This window comes from Paenibacillus sp. XY044, from assembly GCF_002257645.1.
Lineage (GTDB): Bacteria > Bacillota > Bacilli > Paenibacillales > Paenibacillaceae > Paenibacillus_AQ.
The window spans coordinates 1,079,640-1,098,346 of sequence record NZ_NQMO01000002.1; the positions used below are offsets into that span (position 1 = coordinate 1,079,640).

Consider the following 18,707-nt stretch of genomic DNA (forward strand, 5'->3'; position numbering starts at 1 on the left):
TCGGAAATTCGGATAAAAAGATCATCATTTTGTGAAAAAGTGACCGCTGGCAGCAAGATATATTGAAATGGAAGAGGACAAAATCCAATGGGTAATGGAGGTCACCTGAAGTGAAACGAATGCTCTCAATCATCCTGGTTATGAGTCTCGCAATCTTATCGGTCGTTGGATGTACATCCGCGGGATCAGAGAAAACGGGGACGGCATCTGGAACGAACGGAGACAAGGACAAGCCGAAGAAAATCAAAATTGACATGATGATTGCATCCTGGAAAGGCGGAGGCTGGCCGGACAACAATCATCCGATCATCAAGTACATCGATGACAAATTCAATGTGGACCTGCAAATTCAATGGGTGCCGAATGCAAATTTTTACGAAAAGCTGAACGTGATCGCGGCATCCGGCAAACTGCCCGACGTGATGCGGATCGATAGTCCAAGCCAGTATTTGAAATGGGTGGAGCAGGGTGTATTTCAGGACTTAAAACCCCAATTAGCCCAATATCCTCATTTACAAAGTATCGCGAAGCCGGAAGAATGGGCGCTGCTGAACCCGAAGGACCAGATCTTCGGCATTCCGATATACGCCACAGCCCAAAATACCATTTACGTTAGGAAGGACTGGCTGGATAAGCTGGGCATACCCGTACCGTCCCCTGATACATTCACCATCGATCAATTTTATGACATCGCCAAAGCTTTCACGACCCAGGATCCGGACGGCAACGGGAAGAACGATACCTTCGGATTCTCGGCGCTTGGCAACTCGAGCCTGATGGGCATGCCGGAGCTGTTCGCGCCATTTGGGCTCGCGAATGGCTGGAAGGAGGAGAACGGTAAGCTGATTCCGATGCAGGTCCAATCGGACGAATGGAAGGCTTTCCTGACCTTTATGAGCCGTGCATATAAGGAAGGCGTGCTCGACAAAGACTTTGTTACGAACACGAACTTCAACGAGAAGTATGCGCAAGGTAAAGTGGGCTTTGCCGACATGCATTACCAGTTCAGCCAACAAACGAACCAGCAGCTGCAGACGATTTCCCCTGGAGCTAAGTTTGTGGAGCTGGCGCCGCCGATGGGTAAAGGCGGGGTGCGGGGAACGTCGACGCCTACGAGCGGAACGATTAAAGTCGTTCTGAGCAAGGACGTGGATGCCGAGAAGCGGGATCGCATTCTGCAATTGTTTGATTGGTGGGTATCTCCGGAAGGAGAAGACATCCTGAAGAACGGGATTGAAAATATCCATTACAAGAAAAACAGCAGCGGAGCTTATGAAATGACCGATGAGTTGAAGGCCGAAGGCGAGGGGCGGCAGAGCCTCTTGTGGAACTGGGTATTGCGGAACAATTCCAATACGTTCAACACGTACAAGTGGAGCGATCCGACATGGGCCAAAGAAATGGAGCAATCCATTGATAACGCAGGCAAGTATCCGTACAAGAACGCGTCCGATGCCTATCTTTTCTCGTCAAATACGTACTTGGAGAAGGGGACGGCACTGGATGACAGCTTCCACAAAACCGTCATCGAAATCATCGCAGGCAAAAAGCCGGTGGAGAGTATCGATGAAGCGATCAAAGAATGGAAGAGCAACGGTGGAGACCAGATTATCGGGGAAGTGAATGCCGCATACACGGCGAATCCATAACGTTCGCCTGAAGGTCCCGGGCGGCTGCGGCCGCTGGGGACCGTTTATTTCCAGGCTGGCTTTACAGCGAGTTGGAGGGTTGAAGACATGAAAGCGTACTGGAAGAGGGCATTTCCCATCTATTTCATGATCCTGCCGGGTCTGCTCTATTTTATCATTTTCAAATATATCCCGATGTTCGGGATCTCGATCGCCTTTATGAAGTACAGCCCCTTCAAGGGAATAACGGGAAGCGAATGGGTAGGACTTCAATATTTTCGCAGATTATTTGCCGAAGGCGATTTTCTGCTGCTTCTTAAAAACACGCTGCTGCTCAATCTGCTGGATGTGCTTTTCTTTTTCCCAGCTCCGATCCTGGTCGCCCTGCTGCTGAATGAAGTCAGAGCCAGACGGCTCAAGACGGCAGTCCAAACCATTCTCTATGCACCCAATTTTATTTCCTGGGTCGTAATCGTGGGCATTACGATCGTTCTCTTCGCCACCGGCTCCGGAGGCATCAACCGGCTCCTGGAGGACTGGGGGCTGGGTCCGATCGAACTGATGACGGATCCCCGCTACTTCCGGTGGGTGTGGCTGCTTCAGAACATTTGGCAGGGTGCGGGCTGGGGAGCGATTATATTTCTGGCAGCCCTATCGGGTATCGACCCCACGCTGTATGAAGCGGCTGTGATGGACGGGGCGAACCGGTGGCGCCAGGTGTGGCATATTACGCTGCCCGGCTTGCGGGGCGTCATTGTCGTCATGTTTATTTTGCGGTTCGGGCACATGATGGACCTCGGCTTCGAGCATATTTTCCTGCTTCAGAATCCGATGAACCAAGATGTGTCCGAGGTGTTTGAGACTTTTATATACAAAAAGGGTCTGATCGAAGGCGATTACAGCTATTCGACGGCCGTCGGGTTATTTAAATCCGTGGTCGGATTGGTGATGGTATGGGTTGTGAACCGGATCGCCAAGAGATTCGGCCAGGAGGGGGTGTTTTAAATGCGGCAGGCAAAAGGTCACGATCTGTTCTTCACGTGTCTCGTTTATTTCATCCTTCTCCTGGGGGCCGTGATCGCGATTTTTCCATTGTTCTACGTACTCGCGGTTTCTTTCTCGACGGAGTACGAGTATTTAACGCGGGGGTTCTTTGTCATTCCGAAGCAATTTACCCTGGATGGTTACTTGTATTTACTCGCCCATCCCGGCTTTATCCTCGCATTCCGCAATGCGGTGATCATCAGCTTGGGAGGGACGGCGCTGAATATCGTGCTGACCTCCCTCATGGCCTACGGATTGTCCAAGCGGTGGCTGAAGCTGCGCAGTACAATGAATTTTATGGTGTTTTTTACGATGCTGTTCTCGGGCGGCATGATTCCGACCTATTTGGTCGTCCGCTCTCTCCATCTATTGGACAGCTTCTGGGCGATTTGGCTAAGCTCGGCGATCGCAGCGTTTAACGTCATTGTGATGAGAAGCTTCTTCCAGTCCATGCCGCTTGAGCTTGAAGAGTCTGCCCGAATCGACGGGAGCGGAGAGTGGCGCCTGTTTTTATCGATCATCGTGCCGCTGTCCATGCCGGTCATCGCGACCTTTACGTTGTTTTATTTGGTGAGCAACTGGAACACGTATTTTTCCGCCATTATTTATTTGAACGATGCGAAACTAATGCCGCTGCAGGTTTTTCTAAGGCAAATGCTCGTTGAGGATGACCCTACCATTTCCAACGCGTCCAATGTATTGTATAAATATACGCCTGCAGCCAAAATGGCGGCCATCATGTTAACGGCGCTGCCGCTGCTGGTCATTTTCCCCTTCTTGCAAAAATATTTTAATAAAGGGGTCATGCTCGGTTCGATCAAAGGATAAACCACAGCAACAAAAATTCGGATCATTGAGGTGAAGATAGGTGAATCATCAACCGAAATACGTAGCCCATCGCGGGCTTAGTATGCAAGCGCCTGAGAATACCGTTGCGGCTTTTGAGTTGGCAGGCCGATCGGGATTCTGGGGCATTGAATGCGATACCTATTGTACGACGGACGGCCGCTGGATTGTCCATCATGACCGTACCGTCGACCGGATGACGAACGGAACGGGAAGGACGAAGGATTTCTCTTTTGCCGAGATCCGTGAGCTGAGCATCACCTCCGGAAATGGAATCGGCGGCTATTCGGGCCTGCAAATTCCGGCGCTGGAGGAAGTGCTGTCCGTGTGTGTTTCCTACGGCATGCACGCATTTGTCGAGATCGAAGAATATCACCAGGATCGCGATCTGGAAAAGCTTGTTGAGCTGGTTCGCGGCTCCGGCATGATGGGACAAATGAGCTTTATTTGTTTCAATGCCAACGATCTGTTGAAGGTGCGTGCCATCGACCCGGCGGTGCCGCTCGGCTTTTTATCGGCCAACCCGCCAAGCGCTGCAGACCTCGAGCTCATCGGCCGGCTTCAGCCCGCTTTTCTGGATTACGACTACCGTTCGACGACTCCGGATGACGTACGAAACTGCAGCAAGGCTGGAGTGGACGTGTCGATCTGGACCGTGAACGAGCGGGAGATTTCGCGGCCGTTTGAGGAAGCGGGGGCCGCTTACATTACGACGGATACGATTTTGTGGGATTGATATAAGAGCCTTTCCCGCTAATCATAAAAAGGGATCCACAGACATCATGTGGAAACTACAATAGCAGACAGGATATGAATTACGAAAGAGAGGAATATCGTGATGATGATGGTTCAGGACATACTGAATCTAAAAGCTTACCCGATGCAAAGTTTCCAATTTTGCTCCATGCAGAGTCTATGTGACAAACAGCGGCGGTTGTTTTGCATGGAGCCGTATACCCTAACCGCATCATTTTCGCATCGTTAACAGGATGTTTGTCATACAGGCTTTGCTACCTAGCCATCTTGAATTCATTTAGATGAAAGGGCGAAGCCAATGAAATATGTATCTGCGAGCGACATTTTACCTGAACAACTGCTTCTGGAAATTCAAAAATACGTCCAAGGCAGGACGATCTATATTCCTTCTCCGGAGGATGACCGCAAAAAATGGGGCCAGCTTTCGGGACAGCGGGACTATCTGCGGAAACGCAATCTAGAGATCAGGCAATCGTTCCGTAAAGGAATTGGTGTGGAACAGCTCTCCCAGTCCTATTGCCTCGCTGTAGAAACGATCCGAAAGATCGTATACCAGAAAAAATAATGCCAGGGGCTAGCGTGTGATCAAACCAGCGCGAGCCCTTTTTGTATTCTAAATGGTTATATGTATTCTCTGCATATTTTTTTACACTGCCAGTCGATATACTTTACTTAAGGATTGAAGGGCAGCTTTTGTACCACTCATAAGGGAAGTGATATTTGTAGTGAACGTTGTGGTTGAGCTTTGCAGCAAAAAGCATAAATTTATTCTCAATAATATTTACCCTCTTTATTTACATGATTTATCTGAGGTATGGATGCATAAGAGCAATCGTTATGGTGTATTTGAAGAGGATGATCATACTCGAACTTTGACCGAGCAAAATAGAGTGTTTGACATCTGGTGGAAACACCCCGGGGTTCTGTTCCCATATATGATTAAGGTGGATGGGATTCCGGCAGGTCTTGCCTTTGTGGCGACTCGGCCGTATATACCTTGTCCTCCATTTATTGATTATTATTTGAATGAGTTTTTTTTATTACGTTACTATCGCGGGAGGGGGATTGGAGAAGAAGCTGTTCGACTGCTTATTGAAATGATGCCTGGACATTGGGAATTACAAACCAATCCTACGGACCGAAATGAAAGAGCGATTCATTTTTGGCGTAAAACGCTGAGAGCCTGCATTAAGGGGAACTATACTGAAGAATTAGGCTGCCACCCCGAAGATGGGGAAAAGCTTATATTTCGTTTTATCCATAAGATTGAACAATGAAATTGTAAACTAATCTAACGGTTTAGCTGTTGAGGAGGATCCATCATGGCGGAAATAACGGTTCAATTAAGCAGGCGTGATACCCAATTTATCATCTATAATCTTTACCCCTTGTATCTTCACGATTTGGCGGGGATCCGCAACGTTCTTCCCAATCGATACGGTGTCTTTGAAGACAGCGATGCTTTTCAAACGCTTCAGCAGCAAATGCCGGAGTTTGATATTTGGTGGGAAAAAGAGGATTGTCTTTTTCCTTTTTTGATAAAGGTAAATGAAGTACCTGCAGGATTCGCATTGATTGCCACGCCGCCTTATGTGGAGGATGACAGCGAATTTTTGGTGAATGAATACTTTATATTACAGCCTTTTCGAGGACAGGGTGTTGCTGAGGATGCCATTACCCAAATCTTCAACCGATTCCGGGGGAAATGGCTGATCTATACGACTCCGACAGAGAGGAATTCCAGGACCATTCATTTTTGGCGGAAAACCCTCGCCCGTTATACGAACAATGTGTTCACGGAAGAGGACAAGGAAATGCGGGCTGAGATCGGGGCGGCGAAGGTGTTTCATTTTACAAACAGGCAAGTTGAACGGGAAGGCAGCTGATCGACACGATCGGCTGTTTTTTTGTTTATTCAATACAGCAGCGATCCGGCAATGTTTTTCGGTTCTACAGGAGGGAAAATCTTTTTTATAATACTTGTATACATATGCACCTACCCAAACGTTTGTACTGCATGGAGGGAGGTTGAAAGTGGTTAATGAGCAGATGCTGCGGCTGATGCAGGATAAAATGAAACAGATTCAGCGGTACCTGATTCGCCTTGGCGCAAGCAGGGCTGACGCAGAGGATATCGTTCAGGATACGGTATATAAAGGTCTCCTGTATCTAGATTCCATCGGGCCTGACAAGTTTTCGGCGTGGCTTTATCGGGTCGCGCTTAATCGATATTACGATATGCTTCGAAAGCGCAAACGAATCGAGTATTCGATTGATGAAGCGGTTGTGGAGGGGAGTGAAATCCCAGAGGATATCCTGCTGCGAAAGGAACGGAGAGAAGAGATCGAAAAGGTGATGGAAGAACTGACCCCGATCTACAAACAGCTGCTTATTTTAAAATACGAACTGGACTTTAGCTATAAAGAAATCTCTAAACTCTTAGGCATCCGCGAGGAGATGGTAAAGACCTACTTATACCGGGCGCGCAAGTTATTTCAGAAAAAATATGGAGGACTATACGATGAATGATAACGAATCAGGCTTTGATGATGGAGCGAAGCTGTCGGCTCTCGTCAGGAAGGCCCGCCGCAGAACAATTGTGAGGAACGCAAGCATCTCGTTAGCAATAACGCTGCTTATCCTTGCTGGAGGTTGGTTTACAAATTTACAGCTGCAGTACAGAAGCTCAGACAATGCATTGCGTGACATTGAGATGCTCAAAGCGATCAGTGGTCCCAATCAGTATATAATAAGTTCCCAGATTAACTACGGCTTTCTTCAGGGTACACTCGAATACCGAACGTATAAGCTTGTGGAGGGTGTGCCGGTCATCTGGGGCGAGGAAACCTACGAATTTAGCTCCTGGGGAAGCTTTTCCCGCCCTCCTGGCAACTATTCTGACCTGTCGCTTCTGGACCCAGATATGGAGGCGAAAGGATTTCATTACTCACGCCCCTATAATCGCTATAATGGTGAGAGAGAGATGCTGTTCTACCTTCCGAGCGTAAAATACGCGAACTATCTCAACGAGCTTCCGCAGCTGAATGACATGGATGGGCGGAAATTGGTCGAAATGAGCATCTCCTTTGATAAGAATTACACGGTAAAGCAGATCAAGGCGATGCTTCCGCCGGGCGTCCATCCCGTGTGGTATTGGGTAGACACATACTCGGATATGAAACCATATACGGCCGCTAAAATGCCTGATGGATCCGTTGTTCAACCGTTTCCCGATTGGGCTAGCAAGGTATACGGTTTCGGAGTTCATCCGGATAGCGATGATATTTCAGAAAAAAGCTTTCTTGACGCACTGGAATACGGAGTGCATAACAACAGGAAATATAAGCAGGAATTTAAACGGATTTACGATTATTTGCGCAAGGATAAGGAACAACCGGAAACAAGTGATATACGTCTACTAGGCGTTGTAGTGACGGGAACGGCTGAGGGCCTGAAAGCATTGCAGGGCCAACCCTATGTGAAAGCAGCCGTCATGGGCGCAACCGTCGACAGATGAAATAACTACGTATCCCTGAATAGAAGGCAGCCGGTTCCTGAGACCGCTGCCTTTTTGACCTGTATAACCACGAACCGCCTATTTAGAGGATCAAAAATAGCACTTTGTAATCCTTTCTATTTTTTGGCGGATATAATCAATAGCCTCGACAGGTTCCACGATTTTTGCTTCTCCCTCCAACGGCCAAATCAAATCTGTAAAAAACACGATTTTTTGAACGGGAATCCGGATTCGTAAAGTACCTCTTCCATCTTCGTGAACTGCTATATGAGAACTGAACCAGATGTTAGTTTCAAGCGAACGTACGCCTTCCTCGGTTAGATCGACGATCAAATCGCACTGCTGATCGAAGCGGGACAAATCCGGTGTGATCCAATCAAATACCGAGCGGCCGCTCAGATCCTGCCGGTCTGGAAAGGCATCGTTCAAACTCGCCGAACTGATCCGGTCTGCACGGAAAAGCCGAAAGGTTCGACGCAGGAAGCAATAGGCCGGACAATACCAGTATCCTTCGCTCGCATAAAGTCCGACGGGTTGGATATCTCTTGCCGTAACTCCGTCGCCGGACTTATATGTAATATTCACGACACTGTCGTTCATGATCGCATGAAGCAGGGTCTGAAGGCAATCGGCAGACATCGTCCGATGAGGGTTCCAGATGACCACCCGATCCTTCAGCCGATCGATTTGCTCTTTCGCATCGGCAGGCAAGTAGTGGTAAAACTTGTGAATCGCCGAAGCTGCACTCTCATCAAAGGGAACGGAACCAAAGTACTGCAGGGATTGGCAGGCAAAAAACACGGCGACAGCTTCGTTCTCTGAAAAGGCTATCGGCGGAAGCATCCTTTCTTGGAGCAGACGATAACCACCGCCGCGCCCTTGTACGGAATAGATCGGAAACCCGATTTCGCTGAGCTCCTGTAGATCCCGGGTAATGGTCCGCGGAGACAAGCCGAACTCGTCGGCAAGCTCTCTGACCGTAAACGACCTTTTGGCGTTAATCACCATCATTAATCGAATCAAGCGTTGTGATTTGATCAAGACAAGCCCATCCCTCGTCACATATTTTCTTCCATACTATCACAAGAAATAAGCCAAGATCTGACTTATTTAGGTGTTATATTCATGCTCGTAATCATCGATTGCCCAGAAGAAAGGATGAGAGAGATGAATCCGGAAATTTCCCGCATCAAGGACCTGCTTTTTGAAGAGATGGAGCTTGCGCTCACGACGACCTGCTCACTGCTCTCCATGATCGAAGAGGATCATTGGGAGTATCGCCCTCGCGAGAATATGCGGAGTTTAATCGAGCTTGCCCGCCATCTCGTCCAAGTCCCCGAGCAAGAACTGGCCATTTTACAGGAACAACCCATGCAGCAAGTTCGAAGTCTGGTCATGTCCGTTATACATGTAAAGGACGCCGCCGCCTTGTCGGAGGTCATGCACCGCGGAGTTTCCTCGTTAAAGGACTACATGAACGCTTTGGATGAAGCAGACCTGCTGTACAAATCGACCGCCCCTTTCTTTGCCAAGCACCAGCCGTCTGTTCAGATCAAATGGTTGATCGAGATTACGACGCATATCTATCACCACCGCGGCCAAATGTTTACCTATATGAAGCAGCTTGGCATACCGGTTTCCATGTACGATCTGTATGGACCGGCGTCAAAATTGTGGACGTTATGAGCCTTGGGCGAGAAATGGATGTGCAGGTTGAATAGCGAAGAAGAAATAAAAAAACCGGCACAAAGTTTGTGCCGGTTCCATGCAACAATAGGTCACTAAAAAAGCCATAGATACATAATAGTCTATAAAAAAATTGAAAATAAGTCTATTCCTTTTTTGGGATGGATTGTATGTTATATAAGCGACCGCGGCGCAAATACGTTAAGGGAGATCATTCATGGAGCCATATTATTGGGATGGTCAAATAGAGTATTTAAAAAGGTCTACTGCCTTGTATTATAACGATGACTATATTGATTTTTTGATTCATCGGGTTTGGAACATCCATCATCCTGTTCGAATCGTAGATTTTGGATGCGGGTATGGACACTTGGGGCTCCGATTGCTGCCTTTGCTGCCGGCCGGTTCGGAATATGTAGGTGTCGACGCCGGTGTTAACCTGATAGAGCACGCAAGAGAGCTCTTTCGAAATCTATCCTACCGGACGGAGTTCATTGCCGCGGATTTTAACTCGGTAAGCTTTGATGCGGAATTTGATCTTGCCGTATGCCACGCGGTGCTGCTCCATATGAACGACCCGTTTAGCACATTGAAAAGAATGATAGCTTCTGTCAAGCCGGAAGGAAAAGTTGCTGCGTTCGAGCCTCATTGGATCGGAAATAGCGCAAATTTTCACTTGGATGGCATTGATCAGTCCACGGTTATTCCATTGGGCCAGTTGCAGGAGTTGTTTGAACGAGACTTGAAACGCACCGGTAAGGACGGAAACATCGGTTTAAAGCTGCCTTTGTATTTCAACCGGTTAGGATTACGCAATGTCCAATGCCGATTGAGCGATAAAGTCAACATTTACGATCCCACCGCGAAGATGGGAGCCGATATTTATGAAGCTATGCAGTTCAGTAACCCGGGGGAGCGTTCAGCATTTATTGATAGCCTGTTAGAGAGAGGAATGTCGATGGAAGAGGCCATCAGACAATACGAATGTGAAAATGCAATGTCGGAGTTATTTACCTCATCAACAGCGGCCACCTATGCAGCGGGTATGAAAATTACCTTCGGAACGGTGTGAAGGATAACCCTAAAGGGAATGAACGGGGAAGCATACCCTAAATCAACATATGAAAGCAGAACAAGGCAGCTGATCACAACGATCGGCTGCTTTTTTTAGTTAACCGTGCGGATAACCTCATTTTACAATCCGCCCTATGGTACAATTTGGAATATTGTGACTTAATAAACGATGCCATGGAGAACAACTTTGGGGAGGTAAAATGCGCTTAAAAGCATGCATATTGATCATCTTTGTCGTCTTAACGGGATGTTTTGCAGAGAGTAAGGAAACGACGTCACCTGAGAGGGAATCTAGCCCTGCCAAAATAGAGCTGGTGCCCGTTGATTTGTTCAAGGGGGAGGCAGCCAAGTTCAAGCCATTCGTCGGGGCGATGTCCGGTGCATTTAAACTGAAATATGAAGGGAGCAAGCCAAACGCTAATTTGGACATGGACATTTGGAAGGACGGTCAGAGAGTAGATTCTATAGGCTGGATAGGGGATGTGTTTTACAGTCCTGATGAGCAGAAGAATAACGAAATAGAAGTGATAATATCCATGGATATGGTAACTATTGGGGAGAAGGACGAGTCCGCAGTCATTAAGGTAGGCATTGTTAATCGCTCGGGAACAGACCTAGCCACATTTCATATCCCTTGGGAGAAGAAGCTGACGGCCCGGGGATTGATTCAGGATGCAGAGCCGAGATCGTTTACGGCCGATCAGGCCGTGCATGTGTTTGGCATGCAAGCCACAAGTTCCAATACCATGCGTACATCGGATCTTTCAACAGAATCGTTAAGTAAGACGGAGTGGGCACTCGTATTCACTTTACAGTTTGAGGAGTAAATTGCTGTGAAAACACACGCACGAAACATATTTATGCATCGAGTTACGACTCAGGCTGCCGCTCATTAACGGCAGCCTGTTCAGCGTTACAGGGATATGAATGATTTCATGATGAGGACATTGTCGGATACGGTGTGCTACCGAAGTCGCAGCCCGCCGTCCACCTCAAGCACGGTACCGGTCACAAACGTGTTATCGATTAAGTAACGGACCGCTTTGGCGATATCCTCCGGCTGGCCTATTCTGTTAACCGGTGCCTGCTCTTTGTAAAAATCATGCGCGGCGTTTTTTTGATCTTCCGGCAGCCAATTCCACCAAGGCGTATCCACGACGCCAGGAGATATGGCATTAACGCGTACGGGAGCCAGCTCTTGTGCCAATATGGGAACCATAGACTCCAAGGCGGCGTTAATCGCGGAGAGTCCGGCATTGCCGGGCGCATAGGAACGGGCCGATATCGATGTGAGGAAGGTGATCGAACCGCTGTCGCTCAACGTATTCAGGCCGAGCTGGGCAGACATCACTTGCGGCCAAAACTTGGCATCGAACCCTTTGCGCAATTCATCGAGGGAGAGCTCACGGAAGTTTCCGCCACCTTTAGCCCCCGAGACGGCAATGACCAGGTGATCAAAGCTTCCTTGGCGTTCATAGAAAGATTTCAGATCTTCATAAGAAGCTGCATTGAGCTGCTCTCCTTTCGGACCCGGACCCAGATGCTGAAGAGCGGTCTCCAACTTGGCCTGATCCCGTCCCGTGACGACGACGTCAGCACCTGATTCGACCAACAACCGGGCTGATGCCAGCCCCATTCCGGATGTTCCGCCCATAATAATGGCACGTTGACCTTTTAAAGATAGTTCCATTGGATCGACTCCTCACTGTGCTTGATTGAAGTTCTGGTTTGAATTATAATATATTACGCAACGTTCTGTAAATAAATTATTTTAAGGGAGTTATCATGAATACTGAGCAAGATAAAACAACAGCTGTAGGTCGGCCAAGAAGCCAAAAAGCGTATGAAGCCGTGATGAAGGCGACTCTTGACCTTCTCCAATCGGGCGGGTACCCGAGCTTAACGATGGAAAAAATCGCAAAAGAGGCCGGTGTTGGAAAACCTACGTTATACCGCTGGTGGCCAGGTGTTCCTTTTATCGTGATGGAGGCGCTGAAACTACACGTGGATACGGAGATCGGCCTACCGGATTCAGGCCATCTTAAGAGCGATGTGCTTGAATATTTAAGGCGGACGTTCCGTTCCCTGATAGAAGGAATGGATGAAATCGTATGCAGTTTGATGGCGGAAGCACAATTTAATTCTGAATTTGCCGCTGCCTTTCGTGACAACTTTATCTCTTCGCGCAGAGCAGCCTTGATTCGATTGTTGGAGCGGGGACAGCAGCGTGGTGAAATGCCAAAGGATGCAGATTTGGGGCTTATCGCGGACTTGTGTTATGGACCGATGTGGTACCGGCTTCTGAACCGGCATTCGACCCTGGAGGATCCTTTTGTGGACAACCTCGTATCGTATTTGTTCGATTCCCCGCGTCCGAAGAACTAAAAATAGATTTGCCGGCTGATTTTAAAAATCGGTCGGCTTTTTTTGCATGGCGTTAATCAACTGTTGCATCCCGTATCTTGGTAAACGGTCAGCCAGCTTGGCACTCGCTCATGATCGATGGGTAGACAGAAATAAGAAAATCATTTATGTTAATACTTATTAAAAGTATTTTAATAATATGGTGGAGGTGAGAATGACAGAAATGAATCCCGTTACGAACAATACGATGCGAGTCAAAAAAATGAATCAGGAGCTCGTGCGTCAGGCCCTCAAATCCATGAAGCAGGGAACCAAATCCATGGTGGCACAGATGACCGGATTAAGCGTGGCGACTTGCGGCAGCATCCTGAACGAAATGCTGGAAACGGGTGAACTGCTCGAACTGGATATGGAGGAATCGAGCGGCGGCCGTCCGGCCAGACTGTATCAGTATAATGTGGACTATTCTTATATAGCTTGCGTGATCATCCGAGCCGGCGTGAAGCAGCACTCCCTCACCTACAGGGTCGCCAACCTGGCCGGTGAAGTGGTACAGGAAGGACAGCAGGAGGCAGGACGGATCGATGCGTCCGTGATCGAGAAACTGATGGACCGGCTTATCTCCCAATATCCGCAAATCCGGGCGGTTGGGATTGGTGTTCCGGGTGCCGTATATCAGGGCGTGATCAATGTCAGCGATATTCCGGAACTGATTCATGCGCCGTTGGAGGAGATCATTCGCGATAAGCACGGAATTGAGGTCATTCTGGAAAACGACATGAACTCGACCGTGTACGGCTTTTACCGGAAGCAGGAATACGACAGCGAGAAGTCGATTGCGGTCGCGACGTTTGTCGAAGGAAGCTTACCGGGGGCCGGGTTAATCGTGGATGGGCATATTCATCGGGGGAATACCCGATTTGCCGGAGAGATCGCCTTTTTACCGTTTGGCATTTCGCAGGCGGAGCAGCTGCAGCAGCTGCACGACCGGGAGACATTCCATTCTCTGGCTGCCCATGCGGTGTCCAGCCTGATCGCGGTCATGAACCCGGAGACGATTGCACTGACAGGGAGTTTGGTGCAGGCCGTTGATATCCAGCGGGTCCGTCAGGAATGCTTGAAGTATATTCCGGAGATGCATATGCCGCAGCTGACGCTGCTGGAGCATCCGGATGAGGACTACATGTACGGACTTTCGACCATGACATTGGAAAGCCTGGCCTATTCCCTGCAGTTGGTTGAGAAGCGGAGGTGAAGCAATCCTAATGGCATCTGTTACAAATCTACCGAAAAATCCCGGAACCGTCCGGAATATCTTGTTTCTGCTGTTTGCCCTACCGGGCCTTTCCTTTGCGTCATGGGTCTCCCGCACGCCTGACGTTCGGGACACGCTCCAAGTCTCAACCGCCGGGATGGGAATGATTATATTTGCGATCGCCGCCGGCTCTTTGTTCGGTCTGCTAACGTCGGGTTCGGTCGTTGCCCGGAAAGGCGCACGATTTGTCATCCTGATCAGCTCTATGCTGATTGTGATTGGCTTCGTCATTGCCGGAATCGGTACGTCCCTGGCTTCGGTGCCCGTTGTGATCGGCGGGCTGGTCATTTTCGGCAGCGGCTATGGGACGGCGGAGGTTGCGCTCAATGTGGAAGGTTCTGCTGCCGAAAAGGCTTTAAACCGAACGCTCTTACCGGCCTTTCATGGCTTTTTCAGCGTGGGAACGCTTGTGGGTGCAGGCCTCGGTGCGGCCGCGGTCGCCATTCATCTTCAGGTCATGGTCCATTTCATGATCCTTGCCCTCATCATGGTCGCAGCTGTGCTCTATGGCTGGCGTTACCTGCCGGAGGATTCGGGAAAGGAAGCGGCAGATGCTGAAGCGCCGAAAAGCTCGGCGATTCAACAGCAGTTAAAGATGTGGACGGAGAGACGCACATTATTGATTGGTATCATCGTTTTGGGCATGGCATTTGCCGAGGGTTCCGCCAACGACTGGCTGCCGCTCACCATGGTGGATGGCTATGGCGTGAGCTCGCTGACGGGTTCATTTATCTACGGCTTGTTCGTTGCGGCGATGACGCTGGGGCGTTTTACAGGCGGATGGGTTCTGGACCGTTATGGCCGGGTGCCGGTGTTATCCGGATGCGCCGCGGCAGCCATTCTGGGTCTATCGCTGGTAATCTGGGGCCCGAATGATGTTGTCGCATCAATAGGCGTCGCTTTATGGGGACTTGGAGCTTCGCTTGGTTTTCCGGTGGGCCTGTCGGCGGCGGGGGATGATCCTCAAGGCGCTGCGGCAAGAGTCGGAGCCGTGGCGACTACAGGCTACATCGCATTTCTGGTCGGTCCGCCTGCGCTGGGCTTCCTGGGAGAGCATTTCGGTTTATTGCATGCGCTGATCGCCGTGCTGATCGGCATTGTGATCGCCGGTTCTCTGTCCAGAGCGGCCAGCCCCGTGCAGCCGCACCATACATTACATCAAGATGAGAGGGGACTTAACTCCTAACATGAAAACAGAAAAACAAAAGATGCTGGACGGCGAACTGTACGTCGCTGCCGACCCTGAATTGACACGGGAGCGCGCATATGCCAGACAAATGGCCCGCATGTACAACCAGACGACCGAAACGGATGAAGCATTACGGCTGAAGATCCTGAAGGAGCTTTTGGGTTCAACTGGGAATTTCCTGGCGATGGAGCCGAGCATCCGCTTTGACTATGGCTACAATATTCACGTCGGTGAACATTTCTACGCCAATTTTGACTGCACCATTCTGGATGTGTGCGAAGTGAGGATCGGGGACAACTGCTTGTTCGGACCCGGGGTTCACGTCTATACTGCGACGCATCCGGTGGATCCGTATGAAAGGATCAAGGGACCGGAATACGGCAAGCCTGTAACGATCGGAAACAATGTATGGGTCGGCGGTCGGGCCGTCATCAACCCGGGCGTCACGATCGGCAATAACGTCGTCATCGCTTCCGGAGCGGTCGTGACCAAGGATGTTCCGGACAACATGATCGTGGGAGGCAATCCGGCGAGAGTCATTAAAGCGATCGAAGTCTAATTTGCAAAAAAGAAAAGAAATCGCCCGTGCGGAAAATGGCCGCCGGGCGATTTTACATACCATAAAAATGGTCATCTCAGAGGGACGCTCATGTGCACACATCCCGTCTATTTAAGCTTAGTTGCTTATGGGAGAAAAGTGATCTTCGATATTCACATTCGAGAATTTGGCAAAGTTTAATTGCTCGATCGCATTGGCCACATCGTTGCTGTCCACGGCAAAACCGACATATACCGAATCCTGCATCGGAATCGTTCTTTCGCCGATCGGCGTCCATTCCGTGCCGTCTGTCGACCCGTAGGCATAGAAGGTGTCGCCTTGCCGGCCGAGTTTGAGCCAGTAGCCCTGCTCGATACCGCCGATCTTGAACGGAATATCGGGAACGAGCTGAATACCGGCTTCTTGTGCACTGGATGCGCTGTCCAGCGTTTCGGTCAATGGATCAAAGCCTGCGCCCTGCTGATCTCTTCCCGTCAAATAGGCTGACCAGCTCGTGTCTTTGGATAGCTTTACCCAGGATAGCCCAAGAGCTGCGGCGGCACTGTCATCCTTCAAATCATCGCGAATCATCAGCCCGGCAAAGGCATGATTGTCAACCGCTCCGATGGCCTCCAGCTTCGCGGTGATCTCCATATCTCCGGTCATTTCCTTATATACGAAATGGAAATCGTCCTTTGCAGCGTCATATTCAGGTGATTGTTCGGTGCTTCCTTCGCTCGTTCCCAGCTTACCGTTGCCTTTAACAGTGATCACGCCGTCCGTCAGACTTCCCGTACCTTTGATGTCCGGGCGGCCGATATCGGCCGATGTCCAGCCTGCGTCAGTCAGTAAACGGGGATCCGTGTTGATGTGAATATTGGCTGCGGTCGTTTGGGTCGCATTTCCATCCGTGTCCGTCACTCTGGCAGAAATATTGTAGGAAGCATCTTCTAGGCCCTCAATAGTGTACACATAGGCACCGCCTTTCTTCTCCGCGTCTCCAAGGTAATGGGATCCGTTGTATACGGCCACGTTTTTGATTTTGTTTCCGAATTTGGAAGAGGCTTTGACGTTTACCTCAACGTCCTCTCCAAGAGCATGCTGCGCATTATTCACCGGCGCCAAAAGCTGAGCATCCGGGTTTTCAGCAGCGTGGTCCATATCAGCCAGGCTGTTCAGATACAGCTCAAGCCAGGTGTAGCCCGAGCCGGTTACCGTCTTATATGCATCTTCAATGCCCCAGATGTTGTTTTTCTTTTCCCATTGATCGTCGATCCCGTTGTGATTGGTATCGAAATTGGCGTCGTGCTGATCCTCGATGACGCCAAATGGGGAGATATATCCGCCAACCTCATTTTCGGTGTTGATGTATTTTCCTAAGCCCTGCTCCACCTCTGCGACGATTCTTGCATCGATGGCGTCGCGGCGCGGGTAGGTGGCTCCCGCCTTCTGCAAAATAGCTTTCAGCAGCGGCTCGTTCGCTTTTTCCACGCCATGCTGAACGTATTCGTCAAATGCTGGATTGGTCACCCCGTGATTGGTTCCTGTACTGTCCGCAGAGAGATACGGCTTGGATGCATAAGACGTCATCTGGTCTCCACTGGGGTCACCGGAGTTTTTCACATATGGAGACGAGCCGTCCAGCCATCCCGTCAGCTTGCCGTTGATCCGGTTCCCGGCGATGTAGAAGCCGCCGAGCTTTTTGGATTCGCCCGCATCGATGACCCGATCGATCACGTTATCCCTTGTGCCCGGACCGGCGATTTCGATATTGTTCATATAATTCGTGAAGTTGAACCCTCCGCCGTAGGTGCCGTTAAAGCCCCAATTATAGATCACGTTGTTGGAGAGCTGTACGACCGCCACGTGATCGGCATCCGCCGCGCCGGCATATCCACCGCCGAGCCTTGGGTTCCGGGAAGTATGGCTGGCATACAGATTGTGATGGAACGTCGTTTTGTCTCCGCCGGCGATGCCGCCATAGCCGTGTCTGCCTTTGGTGTGCCCGGAGAGGGTGAGGCTCTCCGAAATGAGGGACCATTGGACCGTGCCGTTTTCGCCCCTGTACAGCGACAGCGTTTCATCGGTATTCCAGCTGAAGGAGCAGTGGTCAATGATAAAATAGTTGTTGTCCCTGCCCCAGAGCGCATCCATCGAGTCGCTGCCGTTGTACACGTTGGTCGCCCCCGGCCGGAAGGAGAGATACCGGAGAATCATGTTCTCCGAGTTGCTGATGTTGGTATCCCAGCCCGCAAGGGTAATCCCGTTGCCCGGTGCGGTTTGCCCGGCGATGGTCAGGTTTTTAATGTTTTTGAACAGCAGGGGGCTTTCCAGCTCGATCGTTCCGGATACGTTAAAAACAATCGTGCGGCCTTCTTTCGGGGTGGACATGATCCCGTAGCGAAGCGATCCCGGGACCGCTTCTTCGTTGGTACCATAGTCCTCCAGGGTGGTGACGGTATAGACGTCGCCCCCGCGGCCGCCGCTCGTATAAGCTCCGCCGCCTTCTGCCCCCGGAAAAGCGGGAATCGCTGCGCTCGCAAACCGCTCTTCATCCGCCGATTGAGCCGAAGCCGAATCAGAATGCGGTATCCCCGTAAATGGAAGCGTTACCATGAAACTCAAGACAACAGCCATGATTTTTCTGAATCCTTTGTTTTTCCGTTTCATCCGTTTGCCATGTAACATAAATGCACCCCTTAACGTTCGATTTGTCATTCGATCATCATTCCTCCCTTCACCGGAATACG

General features: G+C 50.0%; 19 protein-coding genes. 16 read left to right on the forward strand and 3 right to left on the reverse strand.

Features of this window, described 5'->3' with window-relative positions; translation table 11 throughout:
• Positions 1-119 precede the first annotated feature (119 nt).
• From CJP46_RS13380 to CJP46_RS13420, 9 genes are all read left to right on the forward strand, one after another.
• Entirely contained in the window at positions 120-1,649 is a 1,530-nt protein-coding gene (locus tag CJP46_RS13380; RefSeq protein ID WP_256992338.1) for an extracellular solute-binding protein, read from the forward strand.
• A gap of 87 nt (positions 1,650-1,736) precedes the next feature.
• Positions 1,737-2,633, forward strand: a complete 897-nt coding sequence (locus CJP46_RS13385) for an ABC transporter permease (RefSeq protein ID WP_094596058.1) — start codon at positions 1,737-1,739, stop codon at positions 2,631-2,633.
• Positions 2,634-3,500, forward strand: a complete 867-nt coding sequence (locus tag CJP46_RS13390) for a carbohydrate ABC transporter permease (protein WP_094596059.1) — start codon at positions 2,634-2,636, stop codon at positions 3,498-3,500.
• A 40-nt stretch (positions 3,501-3,540) separates the two neighbouring features.
• Positions 3,541-4,254: a glycerophosphodiester phosphodiesterase family protein gene (locus CJP46_RS13395; RefSeq protein WP_094596060.1), complete on the forward strand. Its 714-nt coding sequence runs from the start codon at positions 3,541-3,543 to the stop codon at positions 4,252-4,254.
• A 318-nt stretch (positions 4,255-4,572) separates the two neighbouring features.
• Positions 4,573-4,839, forward strand: coding sequence for a CD3324 family protein (locus CJP46_RS13400; protein WP_094596061.1), 267 nt, complete (start codon positions 4,573-4,575; stop codon positions 4,837-4,839).
• Positions 4,840-4,999: 160 nt separating this feature from the next.
• Entirely contained in the window at positions 5,000-5,551 is a 552-nt protein-coding gene (locus CJP46_RS13405) for a GNAT family N-acetyltransferase (protein WP_094596062.1), read from the forward strand.
• A 45-nt stretch (positions 5,552-5,596) separates the two neighbouring features.
• Positions 5,597-6,160, forward strand: a complete 564-nt coding sequence (locus tag CJP46_RS13410) for a GNAT family N-acetyltransferase (RefSeq protein WP_094596063.1) — start codon at positions 5,597-5,599, stop codon at positions 6,158-6,160.
• A 148-nt stretch (positions 6,161-6,308) separates the two neighbouring features.
• Complete coding sequence (locus CJP46_RS13415) at positions 6,309-6,803, forward strand: RNA polymerase sigma factor (RefSeq protein WP_094596064.1); 495 nt, start codon at positions 6,309-6,311, stop codon at positions 6,801-6,803.
• Positions 6,796-7,791: an anti-sigma factor gene (locus CJP46_RS13420; protein WP_179281150.1), complete on the forward strand. Its 996-nt coding sequence runs from the start codon at positions 6,796-6,798 to the stop codon at positions 7,789-7,791. Before CJP46_RS13415 ends, CJP46_RS13420 begins: the two co-directional genes overlap by 8 nt.
• Before the next feature lie 90 nt (positions 7,792-7,881).
• Here CJP46_RS13420 and CJP46_RS13425 read toward each other — a convergent pair whose 3' ends face one another.
• Complete coding sequence (locus CJP46_RS13425) at positions 7,882-8,832, reverse strand: helix-turn-helix transcriptional regulator (RefSeq protein ID WP_094596066.1); 951 nt, start codon at positions 8,830-8,832, stop codon at positions 7,882-7,884.
• 126 nt (positions 8,833-8,958) lie between these two features.
• Between CJP46_RS13425 and CJP46_RS13430 the strand changes: the two genes are divergently transcribed.
• The 3 genes from CJP46_RS13430 to CJP46_RS13440 all read left to right on the forward strand — a co-directional run bounded on the left by CJP46_RS13430 (position 8,959) and on the right by CJP46_RS13440 (position 11,378).
• The gene (locus CJP46_RS13430) at positions 8,959-9,477 is read left to right on the forward strand and encodes a DinB family protein (RefSeq protein ID WP_094596067.1); all 519 of its coding nucleotides are present in this window, start codon (positions 8,959-8,961) and stop codon (positions 9,475-9,477) included.
• A gap of 217 nt (positions 9,478-9,694) precedes the next feature.
• Positions 9,695-10,549, forward strand: a complete 855-nt coding sequence (locus CJP46_RS13435; protein WP_094596068.1) for a class I SAM-dependent methyltransferase — start codon at positions 9,695-9,697, stop codon at positions 10,547-10,549.
• Positions 10,550-10,751: 202 nt separating this feature from the next.
• Positions 10,752-11,378 (forward strand): hypothetical protein, encoded by a 627-nt coding sequence (locus CJP46_RS13440; RefSeq protein ID WP_094596069.1) that lies wholly within the window; start codon positions 10,752-10,754, stop codon positions 11,376-11,378.
• A gap of 137 nt (positions 11,379-11,515) precedes the next feature.
• Here CJP46_RS13440 and CJP46_RS13445 read toward each other — a convergent pair whose 3' ends face one another.
• Positions 11,516-12,241, reverse strand: coding sequence for an SDR family oxidoreductase (locus tag CJP46_RS13445; RefSeq protein WP_094596070.1), 726 nt, complete (start codon positions 12,239-12,241; stop codon positions 11,516-11,518).
• A gap of 95 nt (positions 12,242-12,336) precedes the next feature.
• On the opposite strand from CJP46_RS13445, the gene CJP46_RS13450 reads away from it, so the two are divergent.
• The 4 genes from CJP46_RS13450 to CJP46_RS13465 all read left to right on the forward strand — a co-directional run bounded on the left by CJP46_RS13450 (position 12,337) and on the right by CJP46_RS13465 (position 15,978).
• Entirely contained in the window at positions 12,337-12,936 is a 600-nt protein-coding gene (locus CJP46_RS13450) for a TetR/AcrR family transcriptional regulator (RefSeq protein WP_094596071.1), read from the forward strand.
• 193 nt (positions 12,937-13,129) lie between these two features.
• Complete coding sequence (locus CJP46_RS13455) at positions 13,130-14,170, forward strand: ROK family protein (RefSeq protein WP_256992320.1); 1,041 nt, start codon at positions 13,130-13,132, stop codon at positions 14,168-14,170.
• A 10-nt stretch (positions 14,171-14,180) separates the two neighbouring features.
• Positions 14,181-15,416: an MFS transporter gene (locus tag CJP46_RS13460; protein WP_094596072.1), complete on the forward strand. Its 1,236-nt coding sequence runs from the start codon at positions 14,181-14,183 to the stop codon at positions 15,414-15,416.
• Position 15,417: 1 nt separating this feature from the next.
• Positions 15,418-15,978: a sugar O-acetyltransferase gene (locus tag CJP46_RS13465; protein WP_094596073.1), complete on the forward strand. Its 561-nt coding sequence runs from the start codon at positions 15,418-15,420 to the stop codon at positions 15,976-15,978.
• Positions 15,979-16,095: 117 nt separating this feature from the next.
• Here the strand turns inward: CJP46_RS13465 and CJP46_RS13470 are convergent, their stop codons facing one another.
• Complete coding sequence (locus CJP46_RS13470; RefSeq protein ID WP_179281151.1) at positions 16,096-18,594, reverse strand: hypothetical protein; 2,499 nt, start codon at positions 18,592-18,594, stop codon at positions 16,096-16,098.
• Positions 18,595-18,707 lie beyond the last annotated feature (113 nt).

Bases quoted from the DNA above. Each gene is read 5' to 3' on its own strand.
- CJP46_RS13430 (WP_094596067.1), top strand. From the start codon at position 8,959: ATGAATCCGGAAATTTCCCGCATCAAGGACCTGCTTTTTGAAGAGATG.
- CJP46_RS13460 (WP_094596072.1), top strand. From the start codon at position 14,181: ATGGCATCTGTTACAAATCTACCGAAAAATCCCGGAACCGTCCGGAAT.
- CJP46_RS13440 (WP_094596069.1), top strand. From the start codon at position 10,752: ATGCGCTTAAAAGCATGCATATTGATCATCTTTGTCGTCTTAACGGGA.
- CJP46_RS13465 (WP_094596073.1), top strand. From the start codon at position 15,418: ATGAAAACAGAAAAACAAAAGATGCTGGACGGCGAACTGTACGTCGCT.
- CJP46_RS13390 (WP_094596059.1), top strand. From the start codon at position 2,634: ATGCGGCAGGCAAAAGGTCACGATCTGTTCTTCACGTGTCTCGTTTAT.
- CJP46_RS13385 (WP_094596058.1), top strand. From the start codon at position 1,737: ATGAAAGCGTACTGGAAGAGGGCATTTCCCATCTATTTCATGATCCTG.
- CJP46_RS13420 (WP_179281150.1), top strand. From the start codon at position 6,796: ATGAATGATAACGAATCAGGCTTTGATGATGGAGCGAAGCTGTCGGCT.
- CJP46_RS13380 (WP_256992338.1), top strand. From the start codon at position 120: ATGCTCTCAATCATCCTGGTTATGAGTCTCGCAATCTTATCGGTCGTT.
- CJP46_RS13450 (WP_094596071.1), top strand. From the start codon at position 12,337: ATGAATACTGAGCAAGATAAAACAACAGCTGTAGGTCGGCCAAGAAGC.
- CJP46_RS13470 (WP_179281151.1), bottom strand. From the start codon at position 18,594: ATGGCTGTTGTCTTGAGTTTCATGGTAACGCTTCCATTTACGGGGATA.
- CJP46_RS13400 (WP_094596061.1), top strand. From the start codon at position 4,573: ATGAAATATGTATCTGCGAGCGACATTTTACCTGAACAACTGCTTCTG.
- CJP46_RS13455 (WP_256992320.1), top strand. From the start codon at position 13,130: ATGACAGAAATGAATCCCGTTACGAACAATACGATGCGAGTCAAAAAA.
- CJP46_RS13410 (WP_094596063.1), top strand. From the start codon at position 5,597: ATGGCGGAAATAACGGTTCAATTAAGCAGGCGTGATACCCAATTTATC.
- CJP46_RS13435 (WP_094596068.1), top strand. From the start codon at position 9,695: ATGGAGCCATATTATTGGGATGGTCAAATAGAGTATTTAAAAAGGTCT.
- CJP46_RS13445 (WP_094596070.1), bottom strand. From the start codon at position 12,241: ATGGAACTATCTTTAAAAGGTCAACGTGCCATTATTATGGGCGGAACA.